This window comes from Streptomyces regalis (assembly GCF_001509475.1).
GTDB lineage: Bacteria > Actinomycetota > Actinomycetes > Streptomycetales > Streptomycetaceae > Streptomyces > Streptomyces regalis.
In genome coordinates, this window is sequence record NZ_LLZG01000066.1 from 1 (window position 1) to 16,228 (window position 16,228).

At 70.7% G+C, this 16,228-nt stretch carries 15 protein-coding genes and 2 tRNA genes; 13 read left to right on the top strand and 4 right to left on the bottom strand.

Going from position 1 to position 16,228, the window contains the following annotated elements:
• Positions 1-107 precede the first annotated feature (107 nt).
• Entirely contained in the window at positions 108-866 is a 759-nt protein-coding gene (locus tag ADL12_RS11585; RefSeq protein ID WP_062701257.1) for a GntR family transcriptional regulator, read from the bottom strand.
• Between the two features lie 187 nt (positions 867-1,053).
• Here ADL12_RS11585 and ADL12_RS11590 point away from each other — a divergent pair, with 187 nt between their 5' ends.
• From ADL12_RS11590 to ADL12_RS11630, 10 genes are all read left to right on the top strand, one after another.
• On the top strand, positions 1,054-1,386 hold the full coding sequence (locus ADL12_RS11590) for an SCO3933 family regulatory protein (RefSeq protein WP_062701258.1): 333 nt from the start codon (positions 1,054-1,056) through the stop codon (positions 1,384-1,386).
• A 2-nt stretch (positions 1,387-1,388) separates the two neighbouring features.
• The gene (locus ADL12_RS11595; protein ID WP_062701260.1) at positions 1,389-2,720 is read left to right on the top strand and encodes an FtsK/SpoIIIE domain-containing protein; all 1,332 of its coding nucleotides are present in this window, start codon (positions 1,389-1,391) and stop codon (positions 2,718-2,720) included.
• An 81-nt stretch (positions 2,721-2,801) separates the two neighbouring features.
• The gene (locus tag ADL12_RS54930) at positions 2,802-2,969 is read left to right on the top strand and encodes a hypothetical protein (RefSeq protein WP_167364401.1); all 168 of its coding nucleotides are present in this window, start codon (positions 2,802-2,804) and stop codon (positions 2,967-2,969) included.
• Between the two features lie 81 nt (positions 2,970-3,050).
• Positions 3,051-3,698, top strand: a complete 648-nt coding sequence (locus ADL12_RS11600; protein ID WP_062701262.1) for a DUF2637 domain-containing protein — start codon at positions 3,051-3,053, stop codon at positions 3,696-3,698.
• Positions 3,699-3,717: 19 nt separating this feature from the next.
• A complete protein-coding gene (locus ADL12_RS11605) occupies positions 3,718-3,903 on the top strand; it encodes a mobile element transfer protein (RefSeq protein WP_062701264.1) in 186 nt (61 codons plus the stop codon).
• A 19-nt stretch (positions 3,904-3,922) separates the two neighbouring features.
• Positions 3,923-4,228, top strand: coding sequence for a hypothetical protein (locus ADL12_RS11610; protein ID WP_062701266.1), 306 nt, complete (start codon positions 3,923-3,925; stop codon positions 4,226-4,228).
• Between the two features lie 277 nt (positions 4,229-4,505).
• A complete protein-coding gene (locus tag ADL12_RS11615; protein ID WP_107119888.1) occupies positions 4,506-5,339 on the top strand; it encodes a phosphoadenosine phosphosulfate reductase in 834 nt (277 codons plus the stop codon).
• Entirely contained in the window at positions 5,336-6,820 is a 1,485-nt protein-coding gene (locus ADL12_RS11620) for a replication initiator (RefSeq protein ID WP_062701275.1), read from the top strand. Before ADL12_RS11615 ends, ADL12_RS11620 begins: the two co-directional genes overlap by 4 nt.
• Entirely contained in the window at positions 6,817-7,026 is a 210-nt protein-coding gene (locus ADL12_RS11625) for a helix-turn-helix domain-containing protein (RefSeq protein ID WP_062701268.1), read from the top strand. The genes ADL12_RS11620 and ADL12_RS11625 overlap by 4 nt, the downstream gene beginning before the upstream one ends.
• Positions 7,014-8,249: a site-specific integrase gene (locus ADL12_RS11630; protein WP_208614519.1), complete on the top strand. Its 1,236-nt coding sequence runs from the start codon at positions 7,014-7,016 to the stop codon at positions 8,247-8,249. The genes ADL12_RS11625 and ADL12_RS11630 overlap by 13 nt, the downstream gene beginning before the upstream one ends.
• Positions 8,250-8,326: 77 nt before the next feature.
• Here ADL12_RS11630 and ADL12_RS11635 read toward each other — a convergent pair.
• Both ADL12_RS11635 and ADL12_RS11640 read right to left on the bottom strand, forming a co-directional pair.
• A tRNA-Arg gene (locus ADL12_RS11635) sits at positions 8,327-8,399 on the bottom strand.
• A 209-nt stretch (positions 8,400-8,608) separates the two neighbouring features.
• Positions 8,609-8,699, bottom strand: a tRNA-Ser gene (locus ADL12_RS11640).
• A 162-nt stretch (positions 8,700-8,861) separates the two neighbouring features.
• On the opposite strand from ADL12_RS11640, the gene ADL12_RS11645 reads away from it, so the two are divergent.
• Positions 8,862-9,395, top strand: a complete 534-nt coding sequence (locus ADL12_RS11645; protein WP_062701270.1) for an SSI family serine proteinase inhibitor — start codon at positions 8,862-8,864, stop codon at positions 9,393-9,395.
• 319 nt (positions 9,396-9,714) lie between these two features.
• The gene (locus ADL12_RS11650; RefSeq protein ID WP_079051980.1) at positions 9,715-14,286 is read left to right on the top strand and encodes a hybrid sensor histidine kinase/response regulator; all 4,572 of its coding nucleotides are present in this window, start codon (positions 9,715-9,717) and stop codon (positions 14,284-14,286) included.
• 52 nt (positions 14,287-14,338) lie between these two features.
• On the opposite strand, the gene ADL12_RS11655 is transcribed toward ADL12_RS11650, so the two are convergent.
• Positions 14,339-14,917, bottom strand: coding sequence for a TetR/AcrR family transcriptional regulator (locus tag ADL12_RS11655; protein ID WP_062701272.1), 579 nt, complete (start codon positions 14,915-14,917; stop codon positions 14,339-14,341).
• A 155-nt stretch (positions 14,918-15,072) separates the two neighbouring features.
• Here ADL12_RS11655 and ADL12_RS11660 point away from each other — a divergent pair.
• Positions 15,073-16,228, top strand: a 1,156-nt coding sequence (locus ADL12_RS11660) for an MFS transporter (protein ID WP_062701273.1), incomplete at its 3' end; no start/stop codon positions are given.

The window sequence follows — 16,228 nt, forward strand, 5'->3', positions numbered from 1 at the left end:
GTGAAAGCGAACAAGCCCCACGGGGTTTCCCATGTTGTCTAGGCCCACCGTCAAGCATCACCTGGGACCAGAACGTCAGGCATCACCTGGGATCCGACATCGCTGGGTCACGCGTCGAAGTCGTACTCCAGGACGTACGAGGCAGCGTCGAGCGTCATCTCGTTGATCTCTACGGGGCGGCCCTCGTCCGCGAACGCGGTCCGGCAGATGAGGATGACCGGCGTACCTGCGGAGATGCTCAGCTGATCCGCCTCTGCCTTCGTGGGCATGCGTGAGCGGATCTCTTCGCGGAAGTGCACTGGCTTGTAGCCGAGTTCGGCAAGACGGGCGTACGTGCCGCCGGGGCCCGTGTCCTCCTGCGTGATCGCTGAACCTGCCACCACTGACGTGGGGAGATAACTCGTCGCGAGAAGAACGGGCTTCCCGTCCAAGACGAATCGTCGACGCCGTACACAGACGGTGTCCTCATCCCCCAGCCCAAGCACCTGCTCGATCTGATCCGGCGCTGCCTCTTCGGACACCGCTACTTGATCCACAACAAGCGTGCGGTTCTCGATGTCGGCGGACCAGATGGACCGGCCGCTGCCCCACTGCTCCTGCGCGAGTCGCTGGATGCCTCGACGCCTGAGAGGCCGGAAGGAACGTACGAAGACACCGGCGCCCTTGCGGGCCTCAGCAAGGCCCTCGTCCTTGAGTACACCGAGGGCTTGACGGGCCGTCATACGGGCCACGCCGTGCGCGGCCATCAGCTCGTTTTCTCCCGGAAGCCGATCACCGGGACCGTACTCGCCCGACTGGATCGCCTCGCGCAGAGAGTCCGCAATCCGCTGGTACTTCGGCCGACGGTCGTCGTCGGTGGTGGTCATTCGGGAGCCCTCCTCTCTTCTCTAGACAGCTTAGGCCATGGGTAGGTCGCCCGCTCTGTGCGTGTAGTCGCAATCCGGCTCCAGAAACATCTCTAGACATCTCTCTTGACGTCTCTAGACATGTGCGCTTTCCTGGAGATGTCTAGAGAGGTTGCATCAGGTGGCCTCCTGAACGAGGGATGTGCTCATGCCGTCTTTCAAGATCGACGTTTCGACCGCTGTGGTGTTCGTGGCGACCGCGCCGACGCCGAAGCTGGTGAACCAGAAGACCGGTGAGCGGGCGATGGACCGGGAGACCGGCGCGGGCCTGTCCACCGTGGGCCTGCTGGTCTCGGATGAGGGAGAGGGCAACCTCTACCAGGTCACCATCCCGGAGACCGGTCTCCCGGACGGGCTCACGCCGGGCATGCCGGTGGCCGTGACCGGGCTGAAGGCGCGCGACTGGGAGAACGAGTTCAACGGCCAGAAGCGGCACGGGATCTCGTTCCGCGCGGTCGCCGTCACCCCGCTGGGGGCCTGACCATGACCGACGTCGCGACCTGGCTGGAGCTGGGAGGCGCCGCGGCTGGTGCCGGTGGCGTCCGCCTCGCGAAGTACCGTGCTCCCCGCCTGTACTGGTCGCTGGTCGGCCTCCCGGCCACGTGGGGCCGGTTCACCTGGACCTACCGGTCCACCATGGACGTGTGCGGGCTGACGGTACAGCCGTCCGCCTTGCGCGCCTTCATGACCCGCAACGTGGCCCGCCGTGAGGTGCGGCCGGTGCCGCCGAAGGTCCGCCGGGTCCGCCCGACCTCGACCGGGCTGCGGGTCACGCTCCGCCTCCCGGCCGGTCTGGAACCCGCCGACGTGGCCGCGTCCGCCGTGCGCCTGAAGCACGCCTTCGGGGTGCACTCGGTGATCGTGGCCGAGACCAAGCCCGGCTACGTAGAGCTGCGGATGACCGGCTACGACGTGCTCAACCGGGTGCGGATACCGCGCAAGGCCGCACCCCGGGGCCTGGTCGTTCCGGTCGCGCTGCGGGAGGACGGCACGGTCTTCGAGCGGGACTACCGCAAGATCCCGCACGCCCTGACCCTGGGTGCGAACCAGTCTGGCAAGTCCATGTACCAGCGCAACCTGATCAAGGGCCTCGCACAGCTCCCGGTCGCCCTGGTCGGCATCGACTGCAAGCGCGGTGTTGAGCAGAGCCGGTACGCGCCCCGCCTGTCGGCGCTGGCCACCGACCGGGATAGTGCCGGTGATCTGGCCGACGCGCTGGTCGGGGAGATGGAAGACCGCTTCGACCTGCTCGCCCTCTACGGGGTCTCCGACGTGTGGGAGCTGCCCGAGGAGCTTCGGCCGGTGCCGCTGGTCGTGCTGATCGATGAGGTGGCGGAGCTGTTCCTGGTGATGTCCAAGAAGGACGAAGCCGCTCGCGATCACATGGTCATGCAGCTGGTTCGGCTCGGGCAGATGGCTCGCGCGGTCGGGATCTATCTGGAGGCGTGCGGGCAGCGCTTCGGCTCCGACCTGGGCAAGGGTGCGACCGCTCTGCGGGCCCAGCTCACCGGGCGTGTGGTGCACCGGGTCAACGACAAGCAGACCGCGGAGATGGGCCTGGGCGACATCGCCCCCGACGCCGTGGTCTCCGTGCTGGGAATCCGCGCCGACCGCCCCGGTGTGGCGGTGGCCGGTGACGCCTCCGGCTACTGGTCCCGCATCCGCACCCCCGAGGTCACCCCAGAGCAGGCGGCGGCCGTCTGCCGCGAATTCGCCTACCTCACCCCTGAGTTGCCGTTCCTGACCCCGTTCCGGCCGGTCAGCCGCGCGGCTATGCCGCCGATGCCTGCCGCGCCGCCGCTCGTGGCTCCGTAGCTCCTGCTTTCCCCGGTCGGCGCGACCGCCTCGCGCCAGGTCCCTACCCGAGCCATGCCGAAAACCGAACGGAGATCGCCCATGGCGCGCAAGACCGTCAAGCCCAAGGTCAAGCAGTGCTCGCCCTGCAAGGGCACCGGCGAGGTTTCCCGCCCCGTCCACGTCGGCCGTAAGCGCCGGTACGCCGGTGAGCAGTCCGGCATCTGCCTGGGCTGCCTGGGTGCGGGCGAGATCCCCGCCGACGACTGAACCCCTGCCGGGGCCGGGCGGCCGGACACATGATCCCCGCCCCGCCCCTGGCCCGATCCCTTCGCGAAGGAGGTGAAGACCATGCCCCGCTCGTTCCGGATTGACGCCGTGCTCGTTCAGGCCGTAATCGCTGGTGCGTTGTCCTTCGCCCACCTGCACGACCTCGCTGAAGCCGCCGGACAGACCGGCTGGAAGGCCTGGGCCTACCCGGTCTCGGTCGACCTGCTCCTAGTCGCCGTGTGGCGCCGACTCCGAACGGAGCGGTCCCGGATGGCCTGGTTCTGGTTCCTGGTCGCCCTGGTCGCCTCGCTCGGTGCCAACATCGCCACCGCCGGACTCCTCGACCTGGACCACGTCCCGGCCTGGCTACGCATCCTCGTCGCCGGATGGCCCGCACTCGCGTTCCTCGGCGGCACCCTGCTGGCTCACTCGCCGACTCCGGCCGGGGACCGGATGCCGGTTCCGCCGGCGCCCGCAGCCCCGGCCCCCGCACCCGACATCACGACCGAGCCCGAACCGGAGCCCGAGCCGATCGCCGCGCCGGAGCCTGCCCCCGCGCTGCCCCAAGCACCCACCCCGGCCGTGCCTCCGGCCCTGGTCGACCACGCCCGCAAGGTCGCCACCGAGCACCGCACCCGCACCGGCACGGACATCGACACCGCCACCCTGCGCGCCCGCCTCGGCATCCCGGAAGACCTCGCCGGAGCAATCGCCGCCCAGCTCGCCTGACATCCAAGGAGGTTCCACCGTGCGCCCGAACCGCTTCTACGACGTGATCCGCATCGGACCGGTCAAGGTCGGCACGTTCCACAACGGCCGTGGCCAGACCAAGCACACCGCCGCCTGCACCGCCCCCAAGTGCGGCTTCTCCACCGAGCACAACGACCGATCGGCCGCCGAACTCGCCGCCCGCACCCACCGCTGCACCGCCTGATGCGAGAGGAGACCTGGTCATGCACTTGCCCGAAGATCAGCTTCGCGCCGGGCACATCCCTGCCGACCTGTACCGGCAGATCCCGCCCGGCACGGACGTGCGTCAGGTCGTGATCGTCCAAGAAGCTCCGCGCTCCTACACCGGCCCGATCGTCCTCACCCTGCTGATCACCATGGGTTCCGTCGTGGTGCTGCTGGTGATCGCCTTCGTGGCTCAGGCCGTCGCCGCGTCGATCGTCTCCGTGCTGTCGGCCACCTGCGGGATCAGCTACACGATCAGCCGCACGTCCAAGCGCAAACGCCCTCCGCGCGCGCTGGGCAAGTAACGGCCCCCGGGGCGGCTCTCTCGCCAAAGATCCGCCGCCCCGGACGCCTCCACACCTTCCAGCTCCATCGATCCGAAAGGGCTCCACTCATCATGCCTTCCCGCGCTTTGAACCGTCCGGTCTGCGGTAACTGCGACGGCTTCCCCGCCGTGGCGATCACGACCGGGGACCGCCACCGCGACGGCTCCCGCGTCACCCTCACCGTCACCTGCCGGGCCTGCCAGGGCACCGGCCACACTGCCCCCGCCCCCGTTGCTCGGACGGGACGGTGATCGTCATGGCTCCTACGGTCTCCGATGCCCCGGGCCTGCGCACGTTCTCCTTCGGCGGTGGCTGGCAGTCCATGGCAGCTCTTGTTCTGGCAGCCCAGGGCCGTATCGACTTCCAGACCTTCCTGTTCGCCAACGTCGGCCAGGACTCCGAAAACCCCCACACCCTGACCTACTTCGAGCGCTACGCCGCCCCGTTCGCTGCCGCCCATGGCCTGAGGCTGATCGAGCTGGAACGCCGCATCGGCAAGGACCGCCAGCAGACCGAGACCATCCGCGGCCGCATCATCAACAGCAACGGCAGCCGCCAGACGATCCCGGTCTTCCTCACCAATGGCAAGCCCGGCAAGCGCAACTGCACCTACGACTTCAAGGTCCTGGTCACCGGGGCCTGGCTGAAGGCGCACGGCGCTACCGAGGACAACCCGGCCACGGTCGCCATGGGCATCAGCCTGGACGAGATCAGCCGCGCCAACACGGGCAAGGCCATGCCCTATGAGCGGCTCATCTACCCGCTGCTCGACCTGAAGATCCGCCGTGCGGACTGCCCGCGCATCATCCGCTCTGCGGGTCTGCCGGTGCCTCCGAAGTCGTCTTGTGACTTCTGCCCGATGCGCAAGATCCATGAATGGCAGGCCATGCGCGAGCAGGACCCGGCGCGCTTCGAGCGGGCCTGCAAGGTCGAGGACACCATCAACGCCCACCTGGCCGCCAAGGGCAAACGTCCCGTCTACCTGACCCGGATGGGACGTCCCTTGCGGGAGCTGTTCAAGGACGGGGAGCAACTGCCGCTGTTCGCCACCGACGATGCAGGCTGCGACAACGGGTGGTGCTGGACGTGACCGATGCCGCCACCCTGGCGGGCCTGGATGCGGCCACCCTCGCCGACGTGCTGAGGGTGGCCGGATCGGCCGACTTCGACCGCTGGCAAGAACAGATCAAGCGCACCGGCGGCTGCTCCGACCCGATCCACCTCGTCGGCCAGACCAAGACGATCGCCCCGTCCACCGGCACCGTCCTGCACGCCTACAGCACCGTCCAGGAGCCCGGCGGCATGCTCCGCGTCGCTTGCGGAAATCGCCGCGCCTCCCGCTGCCCCTCGTGCGCCTGGACCTACGCCGGAGACACCTACCACCTCATCCGCGCGGGCCTGGTCGGCGACCCGGACAAGGGCACCCCGCACACGATCCGGGATCACCCGCGCGTCTTCGCCACCCTCACCGCACCCTCGTTCGGCCCCGTCCACAACCGCCCCGGCACCCGGGCCTGCCGCTGCGGTGTACGGCACCCCGAGGATGCGCCCGAACTCGGCACCCCGCTCACCCCCGAGTCGTACGACTACGCGGGCGCGGTGCTGTGGAACAACCACGCCTCCGAGCTGTGGCGCTACTTCACGATCTACCTCCGCCGCGAGATCGCGAAGCGGGCCGGACTCACCCAGAAGGACGCCCGCGAACAGTCCCGCGTCTCCTTCGGCAAGGTCGCCGAGTACCAGAAGCGCGGGGCCGTGCACTTCCACGCCGTGATCCGCTTCGACGGACCCGACGGGCCGGACTCCCCGCCCCCGGCCTGGGCCACGCTCGATCTGCTCACCGACGCCATCCACGCCGCTGCCGCTCGCGTGGCCGTCGACGTGCCCCCGGCCGGTGACCAACCGGCCCGCACCCTGCGCTGGGGCACCCAGCTCGACGTACGCCCGGTGAAAGCTTTCGGCGACGGCTCCGAGATCACCGAACTGGCCGTCGCCTCCTACGTGGCCAAGTACGCCACCAAGGCAGCCGAGACCACCGGCGCCGCGGATGCCCCGGTCCACTGCCGGGCCTGCCGGGGAACCGGCCGCTCCCCGCGCTACGACCAACCCGGCTCAGCACTCGGCCAGTGCGTCACCTGCCAGGGCACCGGACTGGGGGAAGACCTCGCACGCCTGGAGATCCCCCAGCACGCCCGGCGCCTGATGGCCGCATGCGTCGACCTCCAGCCGCTCTACCCCGACCGCAACCTTGCGCGCTGGGCTCACATGCTCGGCTTCCGCGGCCACTTCTCCACCAAGTCCCGCCGCTACTCCACCACCCTCGGCGCCCTGCGCCAGGTCCGCGCCGACTACCGCGCCGCACAGCAACGCCAAGCCCTGGGCCTGCCCGACCCCGACGACAACCCGGAGGCAACCACGCTCACCGTCGCCCACTGGACCTACGCCGGACACGGCCACACCCCCGGCGAATCCTGGCTCGCAGCCAACATCCACCGCGACATCCAACACAACCGCGAAGCCGCCCGAGAAGAACTACCCGCCCTGCTCGACCTGGAAGGAGCCGCAGCATGACCGCCACGGTGATCGAACGGAAGTGGTACACCACACGCGAGGTCGCTGAAATGCTCGGCTACGGCCTCTCCAAGACCAAGATGCTGGTCCTGACGGGAGAGATCCGCTCCATCAAGGACGGCCGTAACCGCCGCATCTTGCCCCGATATGTGGATGAGTACGTCGAACGCCGTGCCCAGGAAGCCGAAGCGCGGTGGTCGGCATGAGCGGCAAGCGCGGCAACGGCGAAGGCTCGATCTACCCGTACAGGAACAGCTTCGCGGCGTACGTCTGGGTCGATACCCCGGACGGAAAGCGCAAGCGCAAGTACGTCTACGGCAAGACCCGCGATGAGGTCCACGACAAGTGGATCAAGCTGCACACCGAAGCCAAGAAGGGACCGGTGGCCACTCGGCATCGCACCCTTGCTGCCTTCCTCACGTACTGGCTCAACGAGATCGTTAAGCCGAACCTCGCGCCTCTGACGTACGTCTCGTACGAGGGGTCCGTGCGGCTCTACATCAATCCGCACCTTGGGGCGAAGCGGATCGACAAGCTCGCTGTCCGGGACGTGCGCGAGTGGATCAACAAGCTCGCGATCACGTGCCAGTGCTGTGCCCAGGGGAAGGACGCCAAGCGTCGGCGCGAGGCTCAGCGCTGCTGTGCCATCGGCGAATGCTGCGAGGCTCACCCCTCGCGGCGGGTTGTGCAAGCGGCTCGCGATGCCCTCCGGGCGGCACTCACCCATGCCGTGACTGAGGAGGAGATCAGCAAGAACGTGGCCTCCTTGGTCAAGGTTCCCAAGCCTCGGCGGAAGAGGATCAAGCCGTGGTCGGTCGCCGAAGCTGGCCGGTTCCTCGCCGACTGCGCCGCTCGCAGTGATCACCTGTTCGCGGCCTGGATGCTGGTGCTCTGCCTCGGCCTGCGCCGGGGTGAGGTCCTGGGCCTGACGTGGAAGTCGGTCGACTTCGAAACGGGTGAGCTCTACGTGGATCACCAGATCCAGCGGGCCGGGCGTCAGATCTTGCACCGCGAGACCAAGACCGAGGAATCCGACGACTTCCTTCCTCTGCCGGCGCTTTGCCTCAAGGCGCTTCGGATGCGACGCGCACAGCAGATCGGCGACCGGAAGGCGGCGGGGGAGCTCTGGCAGGACACCCGCGAACTGGTCTTCACCACGAAGTACGGCACCCCGATCGAGCCGGGCAACCTCACCCGCATGTTCGCCCTGCGGGCTCGCCGCGCCGGAGTCCGGGTCATCCCGCTGCGGAACACCCGTCACACGTGCAGCTCGCTCCTGGTCGCGCTCAAGGTGCACCCGAAGGTGGCGCAACGAATCCTGAGGCATTCTCAGATCGCCATGACGATGGAGGTCTACGCAGAAGCCAGCGAAGAGGAAGTGCGCGCCGCGATCGGCAAGCTGTCCGACGCCATGGGCGGTAGCGGCTGACACGGTTGCTGTACTTCGCTGCTGTACGGCACGAAAAAGCCCCCTCCGGGATGATCCCGAGGGGGCTTTGACCTGTGTGCACTCGGCAGGATTCGAACCTGCAACCTTCTGATCCGTAGTCAGATGCTCTATCCGTTAAGCTACGAGTGCTTGTTCTGTTTTCCCGCCGCTCCCAGCCCTTCCGGCCCGCTCGCGGCGACAGGAAGAACATTACATGACTGCCGCCGCCATGTGAAATCCGTTTGCCGCACCCCTTGTGACCTGCGGAAATGCCCCGAAGAGGCCCTCCTCGGCGGCATGGCGTCGCACCGTGGACGAACGAAGCCCCGGTCCAGTGACCGGGGCTTCGTGATCAGGCGCGGAGGCGGAGGGATTTGAACCCTCGATGGGCTTTAAGGCCCAAACCGCATTAGCAGTGCGGCGCCATAGACCGGACTAGGCGACGCCTCCAGCACAGCCGCTCGCGCGAGCGCGAGTGGTGCGTGCAGATGATGACACAGTCGAGCGGGGTGTCACCAATCGGCTCCCACGGTACTAGGCAGGGAGGCTGCAGGGCAAAGCCCTTTCCGGCGTGCGTCGCAACGTCCACAGGCGTGCGGCGTTGGTCAGGTCATGTTGCAGGTAAACCGTTCCGCCCCGGCCCGGCGCCTTCGCCGCCGCCTTCTCCTCGTCGCCGTCGGCTCCCTCGCGGCCGTCGGCTCCGCCTCCGTCGTGCCCGCCGCCGCGCACGTCCAGGCCGCGCCCCTTCCCCTCACACCCCCTTCCCTCAAGGACCTGGGGCGCTCCGGCGATCACCTCACCGTCACCATCCGCAACGCCGACGTCAGCGGCGGTGGCAGTGGCGGTGGCGGCCGGACCTATGAGCTGTCCTGCCACCCGGCGGGCGGCGATCACCCGGACGCCGACGGGGCCTGTGCCGCGCTCGAGCGCGGTACCCGATGGGGCAGGGACGTCTTCGCGCCCGCGCCGCAGGGCGGCCTCTGCACCATGCAGTACGGCGGGCCGGCCACCGCGCATGTCACCGGGACCTGGGCCGGGCGGCCCGTCGACGCGCGGTACGACCGCAGTGACGGGTGTCGGATCGCCCGATGGGACCGACTCGTGCCGCTCCTTCCCGACCTGCGGGCAGCGGGGCAGCGGTCGTAGGACTGTCGGCGTACGTGCGTTTCATCATCGGTCGCACAGGATTTCCATACCGGAAGCACCGACTCCGTAAAACTCCCGCGAAGGTCTCGCGAAGTCGGACGGAAACCGGAAGGAGGCCGGAAGCAGGCCGGAAGCAGGCCGGAAGGACGTCTGCACAGGCGGTCATACGTTCTGGGTCACTTCGTCGTGCGACCTCCCTCTCATCCGGCGTCGCGAGCGCAACCCCAGCCCTTAGACTCCCTCGCGTGACACGCTGCGGGCCGGTTGGCAAGATGGCTCGAGCGGTCGGCAAGGTGCGGTAACAGGGAGGAAGCGTCTCGTGAGCAGCAGGCCATCCCGAGGCGCTGCTCGCCTCGCAGCCATACTCGACGCGCTTCCCGATGCGTTGGTGCTGGTCAACGCCAATGGGACCGTCGTCAACGCCAACACCATCGCGCTCGAGGCCTTCGAGACGCCGGGGACCGCTCTGGTGGGGCGGGGGCTGCTCGATCTGCTGCCCCAGTTCGACTCGAAGCTGATTCCGGGGTCCATGCGGCGGCCCGATCACATGGATCCGCAGGGTCGGACCAAGCCGACCCGGATGATGGCCCGGCGGACCGACGGGAGCGAGTTCCCGGTCGAGGTCACGTCCGCGAATCTCGACAACGGCCAGGGGGCCTACGACGGCTACGGCTACAGCGGTGACGAGCTGCTCATGCTCGTCGTACGGGATCTGACCGGGACCGTCGACACCGAGGCCGAGCTGGCGCGTTCGCAGCGGCAGACCGAGATGATTCTGCGGGCCGCGTCGGAAGGTGTCGTGGGGACCGACACCGACGGGCGGATCGTTCTCGTCAACCCGGCCGCCGCTCAGATACTGGGTTATCGGGCCAGTGATCTCGGGGGGCGGGAGCTGCACACGCTCGTGGTGCACTCGCGTGCCGACGGCTCTCCCTTCCCGTACGAGGAGTCGCCGCTCGCCGACACCCTGCGCTCGGGGCGCAAGCACCGGGTGCGTGGGCAGGTGCTGTGGTCCAAGGGCGGGGACCAGGTGTCCGTCGACCTGACGACCGCGCCCGTACGCGACGGCGACCAGCTCGTCGGCGCCGTGATGACCTTCACCGACCGGCGGCCCTACGACGCCCTCGCCGACGAGAAGGCGGCGGACGACCAGCGGCACGCTCAGGAGCTGGAGCGGCTCGCCGAGGAACACGCCTCCGAGCTGACCGCCCTGCGGCAGAAGCACGTGAGCGAACTCGAGGAGCTCACGGAGCGGCACGAGGAGGAGCTCGCCGCGGGCGAGGAGCGGTATGCCGCGCTCGGGGAGCGGGAGAAGGACCGGTACGAGGCGCTGGCGGGTCGGCATGAGCAGTTGCTGACACTGCTCGCGCGTTCGCTGCGGGGTCCGCTCGACGAACTCCGTCGTGAGCTGGCCGCGCTCGCCGCGGACGACGCGGGGCAGTTGTGGCCCGAGGCCAACCAGGTGCTGCATCACCTCTCGGCCGGTTATTCGCGCATCACGACTCTGATCGACAACGTCCTCGGGTACCAGCGGCTCGACTCGGGTGGCGAGGGGGTCACCCGTACGAAGGTGATGCTCGACGCCGTCGTCGCCGCGGGGGTCGACGGGGCCGTCGAGCTCATCGGGCCGGGGCGGGTTCAGTTCGCCGTGCACGCGCCGCCCATCGAGGCCGAGGTCGACCCGCAGCGCCTCGCCACCGCGCTCGCGCATCTCGTCGCGGATGTCGCGGGGGTCGACGCGACCGGCAACTCGCCCATGTCCGTCGGCGGTTACATGGACAACACCGTCGTCGTCGCGGCGGCGCAGCGCGGTGAGGTCGTACGGATCGAGGTGCGCGGGCCGTATGCCGGGGGAGACCCGGTGCACGAGCCGATCGTGCGCGGCATCGTGCGGGCTCATGGGGGTGTGCTGCAGACGCACGAGGTGCCTGGCATGAGCGGCAGTGCGTACGTCCTCGAAGTGCCGATCGGCGGTGGGGCCGGGGCCGTTCCCGCCGCCCCTGTCGACGCCGCCGCGACTGAGGCCATTGACGGGAACGAGAGTGCCGCCGAGGGCGGCGAGCAGGGTGCCGGGGGCGGTCGGCGGCGGGCCCGTCGGTCCTCCGTCGACGCCTTCCTGGAGAGCGACACGCCCGGTGCCGATGCCGAGGCCACCGACGCCGAGGGAGCAGCTCCCACCGGGCGGCGGCGCAGGCGCGCGGCCGCGCCTGCGTTGGAGCTCCCGCAGGGTGCGGGAGACGGCGGCGGCGAGGCCTCCGGCGGTACCGGACGGCGGCGGGGGCGACCGGCCGAGGTCGGTGAGGGCGGCGACGAGGGCGGCCAGGACGGTGTCTCCGAGGGAGCCGTCGTCACGGCCGCCGAGCACGCGGCAGGGACCGCGGCCGTCGGGAACGGGCTCGGCGGGACCGTACCCCCGCAAGGAGTGCCCGCACCCAGTGGGCGACGTGCCCGGCGTGACGGCGGGGAGCAGCACGCGCTGCCGCCCGCGTTGCCGGCGGGCGGTGACGCCGCTCAGCCGGGTGCCGGGGGCGGTGCGGCCGGTACGGCCGGTGCGGGTGAGGGTCCTCAGCCGACCGGGCGTCGGCGGCGTGCCCTGGCCGCGGCGGCCGAGCGTAGTGCCGCGCAGCAGGCGCAGGAGGCGGGGCCCCGTCAGGTGTTCGCGCTGCCGCCTGCCGAGGCGGACCGGCCCGGCGCCGCCGGTGTGGAGGGGCAGGGCGGCACCGAGCCGACTTCGGCCCCGGCTTCAGCTCCGTCTCCGTCTCCCGTCATGACTCCGACCACGACCACGACCACGGCTGCGGCTGCGGCTGCGGCTGCGGCCATGGATCAGACTTCGCCTGTGGCTCCGGGGCAGACCCCGGGTGCGGGTCCGGTCCAGGTCCCGGTTCCGGGGCAGGCGCCCGCACCCGTGCAGGCTCAGGTCCCGGGTCAGGCCCAGGTTCCCGGGCAGGCCCAAGTTCCGGGTCCGGTCCAGGCCCCCGTGCAGGCCCAGGTCCCCGTCCAGGGCGCTCCCGGTGACGTTCTCGTCGACGAGGGTCGGCACGATGCCGTGCCGCACGACCAGTCCGAGGACCACACCCCGCCGCAGCCGCATCCGACCAGTGCGCCGACCGGGCGTCGCCGCCGGGCCGTGGGCCAGCCGGCGGAAGCGGCCGGGGCGCCTGTGCAGGGCGTGCCGACGCAGGCTGCCGCCGATCAGGGTGTGCCTGTGCCGGGCGCTGCGGGTCAGGGCGTTCCGGTGGCCGTGCCCGGGCAAGCGGCTCCGCCTGTTCCGGGCCAGCCGGTTCCGGTGCAGCAGGGTCAGCCCCAGCCGGTGCCTGGCCGACCCGCCCCCGCGCAGCCTGTGCCGGGTCAACCCCTTCCCGCCGAGGCGGCCCCTGGGCAGGGCACCCCCGCGCAGGGCACCCCGGCCCCGCAGCCGTGGCCCGCTGCCGACGACACCTCCGGCGCCGGGGCAGCCGTACCGGCGAACGCCGCCGTGACGACCCCCGCGCCTCCGCACGCGGCCGACGCTCCCGTGCCTCCGCAGGGCGCCGCCACACCCGTACCGCCGAATCCGAACGTCCCTCAGCAGGCGCAGCCCCAGCCCGCGCCCGGCACCCCGGCTCCGGGCACCGCCCTGCCCCCCGAGGCGGCGGCTGCCCAGCAGCAGCGTGCGGCGCAGCCTCTCCCTGCCGAAGCCGCCGCTCCCGGTGTCCCCGGCGCACCCGTCGACCCGAACTCGACGCAGGGTCGGGCGATCAGTGTGCGGACGTTGGGGCAGGGGGTGCCGTTCACGCGGCAGGCGGCGCAGGTGCAGCAGCCGTCGGCCACGCCTCCCCCGCATCAGACCAGCGGCGGACGGCGCCGCAAGCTGGGTACGCCGCCCGACCCCGCCACGCGGGGCGGCGCCTCGGTGGAGCAGGCGGCGCGGCCGCATCCGCCGGCCGAGCAGGCGGTGCCCGCGCAGCCGGTTTCCGCTCCGTCGCCGCAGCCGTCGCTCGGCGGACAGTCCCAGCCGTCGCAGGCCGGGCAGTCGCGGCTGGCGCCGATTACCGAGGGCGCCGGGCGGTCGTACGCCATAGGCGCGCCCGACGAGAATGCCGCCGAGGGGCCCGAACCGCTGGACGGGCCGGGCGGCGCCGTCGAGATCGCCGACACCCCGCGCCCGCAGCCGATGGACGACGAGCTGCCGCCGGAGCCGCTCGACAACCCGCGGCGGCTGCTGGTGTGGCCGGCACCGGATGTGACGACCCAGCAGGCGCTCAGCGACCGCGGCTACCGGCCCGTCATCGTGCACTCGCGCGAGGAGGTCGACGCGCAGATCGCGGCGTTCCCGGCCGCGCTGTTCGTCGACCCCCTGACCGGGCCGATCACGCGGACCGCGCTGCAGTCGCTGCGGCAGGCCGCCGTCGCGGCCGAGGTGCCGGTGATGGTGACGGCTGGGCTCGGACAGGCCTCGCGGGAGGCGGCGTACGGCGCCGATCCGGCCGTTCTGCTGAAGGCGCTCGCGCCGCGGGACACCGAGCAGCATCCGCCGCGCGTGCTGCTCATCGAGGAGCACGCGGAGATCGCGCTGGCCCTGACGGCGACGCTGGAGCGGCGCGGGATGCAGGTGGCGCGGGCCGCGAGTGACACGGACGCGGTGACGCTGGCGGGCGATTTCCGGCCGAACCTGGTGGTGATGGACCTGATGCAGGTGCACCGCCGCCGGGCCGGGATCGTCGACTGGCTGCGCGCCAACGGGCAGCTCAACCGCACCCCGCTCGTCGTCTACACCGCCGCCGTCGACCAGGCCGACCTGCCGAGGCTGGCCTCCGGCGAGACGGTGCTGTTCCTCGCCGAGCGGTCGACCAGCGGTGAGGTGCAGTCGCGGATCGTGGACCTGCTGTCGCGGATCGGGACCAACTGACGTACGTCGGCGCTTGGTTCTGACGTACGTCGGCGCCTGATTCCGATGTGCGTCAGCGCGCGATGATCCTGCGCGCCGCCTCCTTGACCGAGGCGCGCAGGCGGGCACGGTCGTCGTCCTCGCCGCCCACCAGGATGCGGCTCATCTGCGGCACGACGGTGGCCCAGTTGGCCATCGCGACCAGCAGGAACAGCAGGTCCTGGGCCGGGATCGCGTCGGTGATGACACCGCGGTCCTGGCCGTCCTGGACGGCGGCGACCTTGTGGGCGTAGTGGTCCTGGCGCTCGGTCTCGTCGGGCAGCTCGGTGGTGCCGTACTGGATGCCCTCCCAGTAGAGGAGGCGCAGCAGTTCGGGGTGGGCGGCGTGGTAGTCCATCAGCCGGTCGAGCCAGCCCTCGATGTCGTCCGGGTCGACGGGGACGGCTGCCGCGAGGTCGACCATGGAGCGGGCGAGGACCTTGGAGAACAGCTCCGCCTTGTTGCCGAAGTAGGCGTAGATCAGCTGCTTGTTGGCTTTGGCCTCGGCCGCGATGCGGTCGATGCGGGCGCCCGCGATGCCATACCGGGCGAACTCGGCGACCGCCGCGTCGAAGATCCGGGCTTTGGTGGCCTCGGGGTCCCTTACTCCCATGGGGCCAGGGTAGCGGGTAAGTAACCAACTGTTTGGTTGACGGGAAGGGATGTGCGGCGCAGACTGTTCGACAGACATCCAACCAACTGGTTAGTTGTTAGAGACCGCTCGAAGGACTCGCAGAACCCGAAGGACTCGAAGGAGTCACTCCGCTCATGCCGTCGACCACCACAGCTCACCGCCTGCGGATGCCCTCCCCGGAGACGAGGACGTCACGCCTCTTCCTCCCCCTCATCGCCCTGTGCTCCGCCGTCACGGCCGCCAACATCTACCTCGCGGCCCCGCTGCTCTCGGTCATCGCCCAGGACTTCGGGACCACACCCTCGGCCGTGGCCTGGATCGCCTCGGTCGCGCAGTTCGGCTACGCCGCCGGCCTGCTCTTCTTCGCCCCGCTCGGCGACCGCGTGAGCCGGCGTCCGCTGGTCGCCGTCCTCTCGCTCGCCACGACGGCGGCCCTGGCCGTGGGCGCCGCGGCGTCCGGGACCAGCGCGCTCGCGGCCGCCGTCCTCGTCGCCTCCGCCGCGACCGTCGTCCCGCAGCTGCTGGTCCCGCTCGTCGCCGAACGCGCCCCCGCCGAACGCCGCGCCCGCCATGTCGCCGCCGTCATCGCGGGCCTGTTCACCGGCATCGTCGCGGCCCGCGTCCTCGGCGGCCTGGCCGGGCAGGCCTTCGGCTGGCGATGGGTGTTCGTGGGTGCGGCCGTGCTCACCGCCGTACTCGGACTGCTGACGGCGGCCGTCCTGCCGGCCGAACGCCCCCGCCGCACCGGTGGCCTCGCCGGTCTCTTCTCCGGCCTCACCGAGATGCCGGGCCTGGTGCGCCGCTCCCCCGACCTGTGGCGCGCATGCGTACGGCAGGCCGGCATGTACGGCGCCTGGAGCGCCCTGTGGACCTCACTGGCCCTGCTGCTGACGGGGCAGCCGTACGCCCTCTCGACCGCGACCGCCGGGCTCTTCGGCCTCTTCGGGCTGGCGGCCAGCGTCGTGGCACCGCTCGCGGGCGGCCTGGTCGATCGTTTCGGTGCCGCCAAGGTCGTGCGGTCCGCGTATCTGCTCGCCGCCCTGTCCGTGCCGCTGTTCTGGCTGGGCGGGCACGTGATGGTCGCGCTGTTCGTGGCCGCCGTCGCCGTCCACGCCGCCTTGGTCGCGTCCCACGTCGCCAACCAGACCCTGGCCCTGACGACCACGACCTCCCCCGCCACCGCCAACAGCGCCTACGTCGTCGCCGGCTTCGCAGGCGGCGCCACCGCCTCGGCCCTGGCGGGCTTCGCCTTCGGGCAGTGGGGGTGGGGCGGGGTGTGCGCGGTGGCGG

Excerpts from the sequence above, each read along its gene's own strand:
- ADL12_RS11655 (WP_062701272.1), bottom strand. The coding sequence starts at position 14,917 with ATGGGAGTAAGGGACCCCGAGGCCACCAAAGCCCGGATCTTCGACGCG.
- ADL12_RS11645 (WP_062701270.1), top strand. The coding sequence starts at position 8,862 with ATGTTGCAGGTAAACCGTTCCGCCCCGGCCCGGCGCCTTCGCCGCCGC.
- ADL12_RS11600 (WP_062701262.1), top strand. The coding sequence starts at position 3,051 with ATGCCCCGCTCGTTCCGGATTGACGCCGTGCTCGTTCAGGCCGTAATC.
- ADL12_RS54930 (WP_167364401.1), top strand. The coding sequence starts at position 2,802 with ATGGCGCGCAAGACCGTCAAGCCCAAGGTCAAGCAGTGCTCGCCCTGC.
- ADL12_RS11610 (WP_062701266.1), top strand. The coding sequence starts at position 3,923 with ATGCACTTGCCCGAAGATCAGCTTCGCGCCGGGCACATCCCTGCCGAC.
- ADL12_RS11615 (WP_107119888.1), top strand. The coding sequence starts at position 4,506 with ATGGCTCCTACGGTCTCCGATGCCCCGGGCCTGCGCACGTTCTCCTTC.
- ADL12_RS11585 (WP_062701257.1), bottom strand. The coding sequence starts at position 866 with ATGACCACCACCGACGACGACCGTCGGCCGAAGTACCAGCGGATTGCG.
- ADL12_RS11595 (WP_062701260.1), top strand. The coding sequence starts at position 1,389 with ATGACCGACGTCGCGACCTGGCTGGAGCTGGGAGGCGCCGCGGCTGGT.
- ADL12_RS11590 (WP_062701258.1), top strand. The coding sequence starts at position 1,054 with ATGCCGTCTTTCAAGATCGACGTTTCGACCGCTGTGGTGTTCGTGGCG.
- ADL12_RS11625 (WP_062701268.1), top strand. The coding sequence starts at position 6,817 with ATGACCGCCACGGTGATCGAACGGAAGTGGTACACCACACGCGAGGTC.